This is a genomic window from Motilibacter aurantiacus (assembly GCF_011250645.1).
In the GTDB taxonomy this organism is placed as follows: Bacteria; Actinomycetota; Actinomycetes; order Motilibacterales; family Motilibacteraceae; genus Motilibacter_A; species Motilibacter_A aurantiacus.
On the sequence record NZ_JAANNO010000001.1, the window covers coordinates 550,440 to 563,415 of the forward strand.

Sequence of the window (12,976 nt, forward strand, 5' to 3'; positions counted from 1 at the left end):
CCTCACGCATCAGCCTGCACCCTGGCCAGCCGCTCCGCCCATCGGAGCCTTCCCTCGTCGTCGAGCGCTGACGCCTCGAGCAGGTCGGGGTCCGGCGCCACCCGGCGCACGGCGATACGGCCGTCGACCGCGACGAGCGGCTCGCTGGCGAGGTCGGCCCCGAGCAGCCGTGCCGTCCCGAGGCCGCAGGCGTACGGCAGCTCCGGCAGCGCCGCCGCCAGCGCGACCCCCGCCGCGAGCCCGACGGACGTCTCCAGTGCCGAGGACACCACGACGGGCACGCCGACCTGCTCGGCCACGATGAGGCAGGACGCGACCCCGCCCATCGGGGCGACCTTCAGCACGACGATGTCGGCGGCCTCGGCCCGCACGACCCGCAACGGGTCGTCGCTCATCCGCACGGACTCGTCGGCGGCCACGGGCACGTTGACCCGGCGGCGGACCGACGCGAGCTCATCGATGGTCGGGCAGGGCTGCTCGACGTACTCCAGCCCGCCGGCGGCGATGTCCAGCGCGCGGATGCGCTGGACCGCCTCCTCGGCCCCCCACGCGCCGTTGGCGTCCACGCGGATGCGCCCCTCCGGCCCCAGCACGTCACGGACGGCGGCCACCCGCTCGACGTCGGCGTCGAGCCCCTGGCCCGGCTCCGCGACCTTCACCTTCACGGTTGTGCATCCGGCGGCCCGGACCAGCTCCTGTGCCCGCTCCGGGCTGACCGCCGGCACGGTCGAGTTCACCGGGACGCTGTCCCGCACGGGCGGCGGCCACCCGCTGAAGGCGGCCTCCCGCGCGGCGTACAGCCAGGGGACGGCCCGCCAGGTGTCGTAGTCCCAGAACGGCGAGAACTCCCCCCAGCCGGCCGGCCCGTGCAGCAGCACGCCCTCTCGGGCGTCCACCCCGCGGAAGCGGACCGCCATCGGCAGCGCGAACGAAGCGGCGAACGGGGCGCCCTCCGCGGGGGCGTCCGGGACGGGCGAGCTCATGGTCCCTATCGTGGCCTGCCGTGGAGAACCCGTTGTTCGACCCCTCCGCCTGGCGCCCGGTCGAGGGCTTCGACGGCCTCACGGACGTGACCTACCACCGCGCCGTCGAGGACGGCCACGACACCGGCACCGTCCGGGTCGCCTTCGACCGGCCAGAGGTCCGCAACGCGTTCCGGCCGCGGACGGTCGACGAGCTGCTGGCCACCCTCGACCACGCGCGGGCCACGCCCGACGTCGGGTGCGTGCTGCTCACCGGCAACGGCCCCTCCCCGAGGGACGGCGGGTGGGCGTTCTCCTCCGGCGGCGACCAGCGCATCCGCGGCCGCAGCGGCTACGTCGACGCCGCCTCCGAGGCTGCGGCCACACCGGCCGAGCGGGCGCGCGCGGGGCGGCTGCACATCCTCGAGGTGCAGCGGCTGATCCGCTTCATGCCGAAGGTCGTCATCGCGGTCGTGCCCGGATGGGCGGCCGGCGGCGGGCACAGCCTGCACGTCGTCTGCGACCTGACGCTCGCCTCGCGCGAGCACGCCCGGTTCAAGCAGACCGACGCCGACGTCGCCAGCTTCGACGGCGGGTACGGGTCGGCGTACCTCGCTCGCCAGGTGGGGCAGAAGCGGGCGCGGGAGGTGTTCTTCCTCGGCCGCGAGTACTCCGCGCAGGAGGCGTACGAGATGGGCATGGTCAACGCGGTCGTCCCCCACGCCGAGCTCGAGCAGGTCGCGCTGCAGTGGGCGCGCGAGGTCAATGCCAAGTCCCCCACCGCGCAACGGATGCTCAAGTACGCCTTCAACCTGCCCGACGACGGGCTCGTCGGGCAGCAGCTGTTCGCGGGGGAGGCCACGCGGCTGGCGTACGGCACCGACGAGGCCGCCGAGGGGCGCGACTCGTTCCTGGAGAAGCGCGCGCCGGACTGGTCCCCGTTCCCCTGGCACTACTGAGCCCGGTCGCGTGGCCCGCGGGCGTGAGCCGCGAGGGGCGAGGGATCAGTTCCGCGTCGGGCCCCGTGCCGGTCCGCCCCTGGTGATCGCGCTGGTGGGGCAGGACGGGGACGCGGGCCGGGGCCTGGCCCGGGGATAGCGGGGCATCGGCTCGAGCCGCCGATCACGTGGACCACCGGTTTGTCCGGCGGCGCCGGGGCGGTGATGCAGAAGGCGGCCCGCGCGGTGTCGAGGACCGGGGCCAGCAGCGACAGCTCGCGTCCCGGCTCGGTCGACTGCGCGGCGGCCGCGGCGCAGGACGGGCCCGGCGCCGCGACGGCCCTCGGCCATCTGTCCTGGGGTGAGCTACGTCGGGGCCAGCGCTGTGCTGCCGAGCGCCTCCCGGCGGCTCAGCCCCTCGGCGAAGAGCGTGGTGTCGAACCAGGTCGGGAAGGCCCGGGTCAGTGCGGCCGGCCCGAGCAGGCGTGCCGACCCCGGCCGCCGCGAGCCGGCCGAACGGCACCAGCCCGACGAGCCAGCGGTGCATGTCGCCGGTGGGGGCCTCGAGGGCGAGGTCGCAGTCGAGCCCGGGTCGTCGCGGCACACCGACATCGCGCGGCGGTCGATGTCGAGCCAGCCCTGCGCCGCGCCGTCGCCGGTGAGCTGCACGAGGACGACGGCCCGTCGCTCGGGCAGGGCGTCCGGCACCGCGTGCTGGTGCATCCGCCACAGCAGGGACAGCCCGTCGCAGTCCTCGGCCGTCGGGTCGCCGAAGACCCACTCGGCGGCCCACTGGCCGAGCGCCCGGACGATCGGGGTCAGCCCCTCCCCGGCCGGGGTCAGCGTGTAGCAGGCCGGCCGACCGGGCCCGGTCTCCCCGCGCCGGACCAGCCCCTGCCGCTCCAGCTGGCGCAGCCGCCGGGCGAGCAGGGTACGGCTCATCCGCGGCAGGCCCCGGGAGATCTCGTGGAACCCGCTGGCGCCGACCATGAGCTCGCGGATCACGAGCGGCGTCCAGCGGTCCCCGAGCACGTCGACGCCGACCGTGATGGGGCAGTAGTCCCCTCGCGCGGGCATGCCCTCATGGTGGCCCCGTAGGGGCGCTCGGGGTAGTACACGTTCCGTACCTGGCGCTCCCGCGCATGCGCGCGCGGGCCAGGCCCGGCCGGGCCGCGACACCGCGGGCCCGACCTCGGCACCGCCGACGTCGATCGGGCCGCCAGCGGGTGGCGGGTTCCCGCCGGGCACCGGTCACGATCTGACCGCATCACCTTCTACGGTCCCGCCCATGCACACGACGCCTTCCCTGCACGTTCTTCCCCGCCCGTCGCCGGGCAGCACCCGACCGACCGGCCCAGCCCCCGCACTCGGTCCGAACATGTACGGCACCAAAGCTTGAACGCCGTCCAAGATTGCTGCTAAGGTCTTGCCATGACCCCGACGCCCTCTCCGGCCGAACCCGGCCTCGGAGTGTGCGCCGGGGGCAAGGCGATGGGCCTGCGCGAGCGCAAGAAGCTCGAGGCCTGGCGCTCGATCCGTGAGTGCGCGCTCCGCCTGATCAGCGAGCGTGGGTTCGACGCGGTCAGTGTGGAAGAGATCGCCGAGGAGGCGAACGTCTCCCGCACGACCTTCTTCAACTACTTCTCCTGCAAGGAAGCGGTCGTCTTCGACCCGGACCCGCAGGAGCCGCAGGTCTGGCAGGGGCTGCTGGCGGAGCATCCGGCCGACGAGCCGCTGTGGGAGGCCTTGACGGGCATCCTGCTCGGCTACGTCTCGCACTTCAGCGACACCCTCGCCATCCACAAGCGGCTCAAGACCGAGTCGCCGGCGGTCGCGGCGTCGGCGCGTGGTGCCGGCGACCGGTTCCAGGCAGAGCTCCGCGCCTGGGTCGCCGACCGGACGCCGCCGGGCCGCGAGCTCGACGCGCAGCTCATGCTCAACACCGCAACCGCAGCGATCGGCACCGCGCTCTCCCTGTGGAAGCCGACCGACCCGTTCGAGGACTTCCTCGACATCGCCCGCACCTGTCTGCAGAAGGCTGGTTCCGGGCTCGCCGCGCTGACCGTCTGACCCTCCGGCAGGACTCCCCCGCCGCACGGCTGCCGCCGTCCGGACGACGAGCCCCTGCCCCGACGCCCCCCTTCCTTCTCCTGCGCGCCATCCGGCGCAGAGAGGACGGCTGCTCATGACCGTTCGACGCACTTCCGGGCCCGCTCTTCCCGCCACCGTGATGGGTGGCCCGGGCCGCGCCCTGATCCTCCGCCTGGGCACGCGCCGCCCGGACCGGCCCTCCGGGCCGGCGCGCCCGGGGAGCCGCCCGGACCGCGCACCCGCCGCCCGGGTCTCCCCCGGCCGGGTGACCTGCTCGTCCCGTACCTGACCGGGTGGCCGGCCGGAGCCCTCCGGTGAAATCGTGTGGCCCGGGACCTGTCCCGACCACGAGACTGGGAGCTCCGCCCTCATCCGGACGCCCCGCCGGTGCGCGCTGCACGACGCGCGCACCGCACCTTCACCAACACACGAAGCGCACTGTGCACATCCCAGATCGGGTATCGCACAGCGAAGGAGAACGACGTGACGACGACTTCCGACCAGGCGTCCTTCCCAGGCCAGCGCGCAGAGGCCGAGGCGCCGCCCGATCCGAAGCGATGGCTGGCGCTCGCCGTCGTCGCCATCGCGCAGCTGATGGTGGTGCTCGACGCCTCCATCGTGAACATCGCGCTCCCCTCGGCGCGTGACGACCTCGGCATCAGCGACGCCAACGTGCAGTGGGTCATCACGGCCTACACCCTGGCCTTCGGCGGGCTGCTGCTCCTCGGGGGCCGGATCGCCGACTTCACCGGGCGCAAGCGCGCCTTCGTGATCGGCCTCCTCGGCTTCGCCGGTGCCTCCGCTCTCGGCGGCTTCGCGCCGAATCAGGAACTCCTCTTCGCTGCTCGCGCACTTCAGGGCGCCTTCGGCGCACTGCTCGCGCCCGCAGCGCTGTCCATCATCACGGTGACGTTCACCGAGCCCAAGGAACGTGCCCGCGCGTTCGGCGTGTTCGGCGCCATCGCCGGCGGTGGCGCGGCGATCGGCCTGATCCTCGGCGGCGTCCTCACCGAGTACGCGTCCTGGCGCTGGTGCCTCGGGGTGAACGTCCCGATCGCGATCGCCACGGCGCTTGCCGCCATCCCGCTGGTGCGCGAGAGCCGCGCCCCCGGTGACCGGCGCTACGACGTCCCCGGCACCGTCCTCGCGACCGCCGGCCTGGTGGCGCTCGTCTACGGCTTCACCCGCGCCGCCGAGCCGGGCGTCGGCTGGTCCGCGCCCTCGACGATCGTGCTTCTCGTCGGGTCCGTCGCCCTGCTCGCCGCCTTCGTCGCCTACGAGGCGCGGGCGAAGAACCCGCTGCTTCCGCTGCGCATCGTGCTCGACCGCAACCGGGGTGGGTCCTACCTCATCTTCCTGCTGGTCGGCGCCGCGATGTTCGCGATGTTCCTCTTCCTGACGTTCTACCTGCAGCAGACGCTGGGCTACAGCCCGCTGAAGTCCGGCTTCGCCTTCCTCCCCTTCAGCCTCGGCATCATCGTCACCGCGGGGGTCGCGGCTCAGCTGCTGCCCAAGGTCGGGCCGCGGCCGCTGATGCTGACCGGTCTCGTCATGGGGACCGTCGGCATGCTGTGGCTGACCCAGATCACGCCGGACACCTCGTACTGGACCCACGTGCTGCCCTCCGAGCTCGTCATGAGCATCGGCATGGCCCTGGTGTTCATCCCGACTTCGAGCACCGCGCTCGTCGGTGTCGGGGGGCACGACGCCGGCATCGCGTCCGCGGTGCTCAACACCTCTCAGCAGATCGGCGGCGCGCTCGGCACGGCGCTGCTCAACACGCTGTACGCGTCGGCTGTCACCGCGTACATCTCGGACAACGCGACGTCCCCCGCCGACGTCGCCCGGGTGCAGCCGGACGCGCTGGTGCACGGCTACCACGTGGCGTTCGCCTGGGGCGCGGTCCTGCTGGTCGTCGGCCTGGTGACGGCGGCGGTGGCCATCCGCGCCGCCCGCCAGGACATGCCGGCCGAAGCGGCCGTCGCGGTCTGACCCACGGCACCTGCCCGCTGTCGCCCGGGCCCGGCTCGGCCCGGGCGGCGGCGGGGGCACCACCACGATCGAGGGAGGCAACGTGAGCATCGCCGGCCCCGCCTCCCTCCTGGGAAGCCTCGGCCCGCAGACGGGGCGGGCCGAGGCTCCCCGCCTGCACCGGCGTGCGGTCGTCCCCGCCCTGCTCGGGCAGGCCGTCCTGCTCGGTGCGCTGCTGGGGATGTACATGTGGGCCCGGCTGCAAGCCGCCGGTGAGGCCTCGTCCGCGGTGGCCAACGCGCACTCGCTGTACGCGTGGGAGCGCGCCGTGGGGCTGCCGGACGAGCTCGCCCTCCAGAAGTGGCTCCTGGACCGGCCCACGCTCGCTCGGACGGCCAACACCTACTACGCCACCGTGCACTTCCCGTTCACGGGCCTGGTGCTCGCGTGGCTCTTCCTGCGTGACCGGGTGCAGTTCCGGTGGGCCCGGACCGTGCTCGTCGCGGTGACGGCCGCCGCCCTGGTGCTGACCTTCACCGTCCCGCTCGCACCACCTCGCCTCATGCCCGATCTCGGCTTCACTGATGTAGCGGCCGTCCTCGGCCCCTCCGTCTACGCCCACTCCGCCTCCGGCGCGACGAACCAGCTGGCCGCCATGCCCTCCCTGCACGTCGGCTGGGCGGTGCTCGTCGCGGTGGCGCTGGTCCGGGCCGGGCACACACGCTGGCGCTGGCTCTGGCTGGTGCACCCTGCGGTCACCTGGCTGGTCGTCGTCGCGACCGCGAACCACTACTGGGCGGACGGGCTCGTGGCCGTCGCGATGCTCCTCGCCGTCATGGCATCGGCGAGCGCCCTGCGCCGCGAGCGCGGCACCGGCCCGTGAGACCGTCGGCGCCCCTGCGGTGCCACCGCCCTCGCGGAGTCCCTGCCCTCCCGTCTGCACGTTCTCCCGCGCAGCGTGACCTTCCGCGAGACCGCCGCCGCACCCACCGACGGTCGCTCCCAGCCGGAGCACGCCGCTCGCGCGAAGCATTTCCTTCGCGCGGCTGTCCGGGCAGACTTGCGCCGTGAAGCGTCAGGAGTTCGGCGCGGCGGTGCGCCAGCTGCGCGAGGGCACGGCCCCCGACCTCGTCGGGCTGCCGCCCGGCGCTCGACGGGTGCGCGGGCTGCGCCGTGAGGAGCTCGGCGAGCTCGCGGGGATGTCCGCCGACTACGTGCGCAGACTGGAACAGGGCCGCAGCCACCCGTCGGCCGGGGTGGTGAACGCCATCGCCCGGGCACTGCGGGTCGGGCGCGCGGACTACGAGCGGCTCTGTGCACTGGCCGGGTACGCCGCCGCGGACGGGCAGGTGCCCACCGACCTCGGCGTCGGCGCGACGCGACTGCTCGAGCGGTTCTCGGACACCCCCATGTTCGTCTCGGACGCGGCGATGAACCTCGTGGCGGTCAACGGCGCCTTCCTGGCCCTGGGGCACTGGGAGCTCACGGGAAGCCCCTGGGAGTGGAACATCGCCTGGCGCACCTTCTGCGAGCCCTTCCCCGCGTTCCAGCAGTCGCCAGCTGACGCGGCCGATCACCAGGCCGTCCTCGTGACCCAGCTGAGGAGCGCGCTGCTGCGCTACCCCGCCGACACCTCGCTCGCCGCTCTCGTGGACGAGATCCGCAGCCGGAGCCGGGTGTTCGACACCTTGTGGCGCATCCCCCGACCGGTGGAGGCCTACGAGAGCAGCGCGACCTTCGTCCGCCCGGACGGTGACCCCGTCACCCTCGTCGGGAACATGCTCGCCATCCCCGGCGACGACCTGGCGGCGCTGATGCTGACCGCTGCGCCGGGATCGGACGACGCGGCCCGGCTGGCCGAGGTGGTCAGCGCAGCAGACGGGCCCCCGGTCATCAAGGTGGGCCGATCCGGCCCAGGATGACCGCGCCGGAACCTGCCAACGTGAGTGACGTCCCCCGGAGCCGCCGACCGGCCCGGGGAGCACGTCAACCCACTCACGAAGGCAGGTTCAGCGATGAAGGCAGTGCGTTTCCACGAGTTCGGCGGTCCTGAGGTCCTGCGCTACGAGGACGTCGAGCTGCCCGTCCCCGGCCCTGGCCAGGCCCGGATCCGGGTCGCCGCCACGTCGTTCAACGGCGTCGACGCGAACATCCGCGCGGGCTACATGCAGGGCCCGATCCCGGTCCGGCTGCCGCACATCCCCGGCATCGACGTCTCCGGGACGGTCGACGCGCTCGGCGAGGGCGTGGGCACCGTCGCGATCGGCGACCGGGTCGTCGGCTTCCTGCCGATGACGGAGGCCGGGGCGGCTGCCGAGTACGCCATCGCGCCGGCCGAGATCCTGACCGGAGCACCGAAGAACGTCCCGCTGGCCGACGCCGCGGCCCTGCCGATCGTCGGCCTGACCGCGTGGCAGGCGCTGTTCGAGCACGGCGACCTCACGGCCGGGCAGCGGGTGCTGGTCAACGGGGCCGGCGGAGCCGTCGGCGGGTACGCGGTGCAGCTGGCCAAGGAGGCCGGCGCGCACGTGATCGCGACCGCGAGCCCGCGCAGCGCCGTGCGGGTGAAGGCCGCGGGCGCCGACGAGGTCGTCGACCACACCACCAGCGAGGTGACCGCAGCGGTGACCGAGCCCGTCGACCTCGTGCTCAACCTCGCGCCGGTAGCCCCGGAACAACTGGCCGCGCTGGTCACGCTGGTGCGCGACGGCGGCAGGCTCGTCAACACGACGGTCTGGATGCCCGCACCTTCGGACGACGAGCGCGATGTGCGCGGGATCGACCTGTTCGTCCGCAGCGACGCCGACCAGCTCGCCGACCTGGTCGCCCGCGTGAGCACCGGCGAGCTGCTCCTCGACGTCGCCCAGCGGGTGGCGCTCGCCGACCTTCCCGCGCTGCACGCGCAGGCCGGCGCCGGCGAGCTGTCGGGCAAGGCCGTCGTCGTGGCGCCCACCGCCTGAGCGGCGCCCCTGAAACGGGCACCCCTGCTCGTCCTGTGCCGGCGACGCCGCTCGCCGCACCACCTCTGACCACCTCGCTCGGCGCGGACGCCCCCGGGCGACCGCGCCCACCGACCGACCGAACCCACGGACCGACGGAACCCACGGACCGACGGAGCCACCAACCGACGGGAGACACCCATGTCCATGTCACAGACATCCGATCAGCAGCTCGTCACCGTCCTCGGCGCCACCGGCACCCAGGGCGGCGCGGTCGCCCGCGCCCTGCTGGCCGAGGGCACCTTCGCGGTCCGCGGCGTGACCCGCGACGCCTCCTCCGCCAGAGCGCAGGCCCTGAGCGAGCTGGGCGCCGAGATGGTCGAGGCGGAGCTGACCGACGAGAGCAGCCTGCGCACAGCGTTCGACGGCGCGTACGGGGCCTTCGTCGTCACCCCGTTCTGGGAGCACCGCTCCCCGGAGCGTGAGCTGGCCGAGGTGCGCACCGTCATCGCCGCGGCCCAGGCCGCGCGGCCGCAGCACGTGGTGTGGTCCACCTTGGAGGACACCCGGCAGGCCATCGCCGCCGACGACCAGCGGATGCCCTTCCTCGACGGCTACCGGGTCCCGCACTTCGACGTCAAGGGCGGCGCGGCCGACGCCCTCTTCGCCGCGTCCGGGCTACCGGTGACCTACGTGCTGATGTCCTTCTACTGGGACCAGCTGCTCGGCGACCTCGCGCCGCAGCGCGACGAGGACGGCACTCTCGCCCTGCACCTGCCCGTCGCGGACGCCCCGGTCGCCGGCATCGCCTCCGACGACATCGGCCGCGTCGTGCTGCGGGTGCTGCAACAGCCCGCCACCACCATCGGCGCCACCGTCCCCGCCGTCGGCGACGTCCTCACCGGGGGGCAGATGGCGGCCGCGTTCACCGCGGTCCTCGGTGAGCCGGTGGCGTACCGGCCGCTCACCGCCGCGCAGTTCCGTGCCTTCCCCTTCCCCGGCGCCGAGGAGCTGGCCAACATGTTCCAGTACTACGCCGAGTTCCCAGACTCCTACACCGGGCGCCGGGACGTGGCGGCCGCGCGCGCGGTCAACCCCGAGCACCTGAGCCTTCCCGACTTCCTGCGCGCCCACGGGGCCCGGGTCCCCGGCTGAGCTCGCTGCTCCGCCGCCGAGCCGGCGCCTCCCCGCACATCGCGCACCCATGCCGGCAGGAGCGCCCGGGAGCAGCACCGGCACCACGTCCCGCACCCGCGGCGCGGGCGCCCCCGGAGGCCTCGCACCCTTCAGCCCGCCCGGGAGCGCGGAGCACGAAGCGGCGACCGCGGCGTGCCCGCTCGCCGTCCCCGTCGAGCCCACCGCGGCCTTCGTCGCGCAGCGTGCGCGAGATCGCCGACGCCGTCACCACCGCCCGCCGTACGCGAGTCCCGCTACGAATCAGCACCACCGGCCATGCCAAGGGGCGCACCGGACCGCTGGCGGGGTCGCTGCTGGTGCGCCCGGTCCTCGATGCTCCGGTACGCGTCGACCCGCACGCCCGCACGGCGGGCGTGCCGGCCGGCAGGACCCGGGGCGACGTGCTGCCCGAGGTGCTGCCCCACGGCCTGACCGCACCGCACGGGTCCTCCTCCCCCACGGTCGGCGTCATCGGCTACCTGCCCGGCGGCGGCTCGGCTTCTCCGGCCGGCGCGTCGGCCTCGCCGCGAACCTCGTGCGGTCGCTGACCGTCGTGCTGGCCGACGGGCAGGTCGTCGAGACCAGCGCCACGGAGCGCCCGGAGCTGTTCCGGGCGCTGCGCGGTGGCGGCGGTGGCTCCGGGGTGTCGTGGAGGCAGAGATCGAGCCGGTGCCGCTGCCCACGCTGCCGCCGGCGCTGGCCGGCAATCGCGTGCTCGCCCTCGACCGGGGCAGTGGCGGCGTCCACCGAGGCTGACCTGCCGCTGCACCACGACGCCGTCGGGCTGGCCGCGCCCGGCACCGCGGCACGGGCCGCCGTGGGCCTGCAGGCCGCACGCTCCGCCCTGCAGCCTTACCTCACGGGCAGGACTGCGCCGAGCTTCGTCGACTCCTTCGAGCAGCCGCAGCGCAGCACGACGACGCGACCCGCGCCCGTGTGCAGCGGGTGCGGGAGACGGTGGGCCCGAGGGGTGTCTCGCCCGCGGACGTCGCGCCCATCACGACGGAGCGCGGGCGCAGCTGCGGCCCGGTCGGAGCGAGCGTCGTCCGCGCCTCGCGACTGCCTGCTTCTGCACGCCGTGACGAGGGCCACCCGACTAATTAACACGCCGGCAAATCCGGAGATGCTTGCCCGGAACAATCCCCTAGTGAGGTGTGCCGCGTCCCCCCACCGGGTCGCCCCGACCCGTCCCCCGAAAGGGCAGACGTGCATTCCTCTTCGCTCTTCTCCACCCGCCGCAAGGGGCTGACCGGCCTCGCCGCGCTCGGTCTGGCGGCCTCGCTCGTGGCTCCGGCCACCGCCACCGCGGCCCCGGCTCCCGCCCCTGCCCTGCTGAGCCCGGCGGCCGTCGCGCAGGACGTCGTCTCGATGGGCGTCGCCGAGCTGCAGGCCCTGCTCAAGCAGGGCAAGGTCACGTCAGTCCAGCTCGTCCAGGCCTACCTCGACCGGATCCAGGCCTACGAGAACGCCTACGGCAGCCAGCCCGGCGTCAACGCCGTCATCGCCACGAGCCGGACGGCGCTCGCCGAGGCGCGCCGGCTGGACGCGGAGCGCAAGTCCGGCAAGGTCCGCGGTGCGCTGCACGGCATCCCGATCCTGGTGAAGGACAACTACGACACCGGCGACATGCCCACGACGAGCGCGTCCGAGGCGCTGGAGGACTTCCGGCCCGCTGACGACGCCACGCAGGTGGCGAAGCTGCGCGCCGCGGGCGCGATCGTCGTCGCGAAGACCAACCTGCACGAGTACGCCGCCGGCATCACCTCCATCAGCTCCCTGGGCGGCCAGACCCGCAACCCGTTCGACCAGACCCGCAACCCCGGTGGCTCCAGCGGCGGTACCGGCGCCGGGATCGCCGCGAGCTTCGGCGCCATCGGGCTCGGCTCGGACAGCTGCGGCTCGATCCGCATCCCGGCCGCGCAGAACAGCCTCGTCGGCCTGCGCCCGAGCCTCGGCCTGTCCAGCCGGGACGGCATCGCCCCGATGTCGGCGACGCAGGACGTCGGCGGCCCGATCGGCAAGTCCGTACGCGACGTCGCCCTGGTGATGGACGCGACCGCCGGCTACGACCCCAAGGACCCGGTCACCGCGTCCTCCATCGGCCAGGTCCCGAAGAGCTACACCTCCTCCCTGCAGGGCAGGGCGCTCAAGGGCAAGCGGGTCGGGCTGCTGACCGACCTCCTCGGCACGACGCCGGACGAGATGCCCACGACGACCCTCGTGCGGCAGGCCACGAAGGACATGGCGCGGGCCGGGGCGTACGTGCTCGAGGTGCCGGGCCAGCCGGAGCTGGTCCGCCTCATCGGCGCCTCCGGCGTGATCGCCGACGAGATGGAGCGCGACCTCAACCGCTACCTGGCCCAGCCGGGCGCGCGCTTCGACAAGGCCCTCGCCGCCCGCGTGGCGCCGGCGGACAAGCTCACGATCGCCGACATCGTCGACTCGGGCGAGGTCACGCCGAGCGTCCTGACGTTCCTGCGGTCGCTGGTCGGCACATCGGGACCGGACGACGCCTACACCGCCAAGCTGCTCGCCCGCCAGCAACTGCAGCAGCTGACCCGCGAGCTGATGGAGGCGTACGACCTCGACGCCCTGGTCTACCCGACCATCAAGCAGGTCGCCCGCACGATCGGCGAGGCCCAGCCCGGAAGCAACTGCGGCCTGTCGGCGCAGACCGGCTTCCCGGCCCTGACCGTCCCGGCAGGCCTCACGCCCGGCGGCATGCCCGTCGGCGTCGAGCTGCTCGGCCTGCCGTTCAGCGAGCCGACGCTGCTCGGGATGGGCTACAGCTACGAGCAGCTCACCAAGCACCACGCGCTGCCGGCCAGCACGCCGGCGCTGCGCCGCTAGCCCCGGCCCGGCGGCCCACGAGGCCCCGGCCCGCCCTCCGGCGGCCGGG

The 12,976-nt window shown here is 74.1% G+C and carries 11 protein-coding genes; 9 read left to right on the plus strand and 2 right to left on the minus strand.

The window, feature by feature from the left end:
- Positions 1-2: 2 nt before the first annotated feature.
- Positions 3-983 (minus strand): o-succinylbenzoate synthase, encoded by a 981-nt coding sequence (locus tag G9H72_RS02530; protein WP_166166857.1) that lies wholly within the window; start codon positions 981-983, stop codon positions 3-5.
- 20 nt (positions 984-1,003) lie between these two features.
- On the opposite strand from G9H72_RS02530, the gene G9H72_RS02535 reads away from it, so the two are divergent.
- Positions 1,004-1,921, plus strand: coding sequence for a 1,4-dihydroxy-2-naphthoyl-CoA synthase (locus G9H72_RS02535; RefSeq protein ID WP_166166862.1), 918 nt, complete (start codon positions 1,004-1,006; stop codon positions 1,919-1,921).
- Positions 1,922-2,266: 345 nt separating this feature from the next.
- Here G9H72_RS02535 and G9H72_RS02540 read toward each other — a convergent pair whose 3' ends face one another.
- Positions 2,267-2,977 (minus strand): winged helix-turn-helix transcriptional regulator, encoded by a 711-nt coding sequence (locus tag G9H72_RS02540; protein WP_231126176.1) that lies wholly within the window; start codon positions 2,975-2,977, stop codon positions 2,267-2,269.
- A 354-nt stretch (positions 2,978-3,331) separates the two neighbouring features.
- Here G9H72_RS02540 and G9H72_RS02545 point away from each other — a divergent pair, with 354 nt between their 5' ends.
- From G9H72_RS02545 to G9H72_RS02580, 8 genes are all read left to right on the plus strand, one after another.
- On the plus strand, positions 3,332-3,970 hold the full coding sequence (locus tag G9H72_RS02545; protein WP_231126177.1) for a TetR family transcriptional regulator: 639 nt from the start codon (positions 3,332-3,334) through the stop codon (positions 3,968-3,970).
- A 504-nt stretch (positions 3,971-4,474) separates the two neighbouring features.
- On the plus strand, positions 4,475-5,983 hold the full coding sequence (locus G9H72_RS02550) for an MFS transporter (RefSeq protein WP_331271907.1): 1,509 nt from the start codon (positions 4,475-4,477) through the stop codon (positions 5,981-5,983).
- Positions 5,984-6,065: 82 nt separating this feature from the next.
- Positions 6,066-6,845, plus strand: coding sequence for a phosphatase PAP2 family protein (locus G9H72_RS02555; RefSeq protein ID WP_166166871.1), 780 nt, complete (start codon positions 6,066-6,068; stop codon positions 6,843-6,845).
- Positions 6,846-7,029: 184 nt separating this feature from the next.
- The gene (locus G9H72_RS02560) at positions 7,030-7,884 is read left to right on the plus strand and encodes a helix-turn-helix domain-containing protein (RefSeq protein WP_166166875.1); all 855 of its coding nucleotides are present in this window, start codon (positions 7,030-7,032) and stop codon (positions 7,882-7,884) included.
- A gap of 93 nt (positions 7,885-7,977) precedes the next feature.
- Positions 7,978-8,922 carry an NADP-dependent oxidoreductase gene (locus G9H72_RS02565; protein WP_166166879.1) on the plus strand — a complete coding sequence of 315 codons (945 nt, stop codon included), beginning with the start codon at positions 7,978-7,980 and terminating at the stop codon, positions 8,920-8,922.
- Between the two features lie 186 nt (positions 8,923-9,108).
- Positions 9,109-10,056 (plus strand): NmrA/HSCARG family protein, encoded by a 948-nt coding sequence (locus G9H72_RS02570; protein WP_166166882.1) that lies wholly within the window; start codon positions 9,109-9,111, stop codon positions 10,054-10,056.
- A gap of 224 nt (positions 10,057-10,280) precedes the next feature.
- Positions 10,281-10,625: an FAD-binding protein gene (locus tag G9H72_RS22770; protein WP_166166885.1), complete on the plus strand. Its 345-nt coding sequence runs from the start codon at positions 10,281-10,283 to the stop codon at positions 10,623-10,625.
- 658 nt (positions 10,626-11,283) lie between these two features.
- Positions 11,284-12,927, plus strand: coding sequence for an amidase (locus tag G9H72_RS02580; protein ID WP_331271908.1), 1,644 nt, complete (start codon positions 11,284-11,286; stop codon positions 12,925-12,927).
- Positions 12,928-12,976 lie beyond the last annotated feature (49 nt).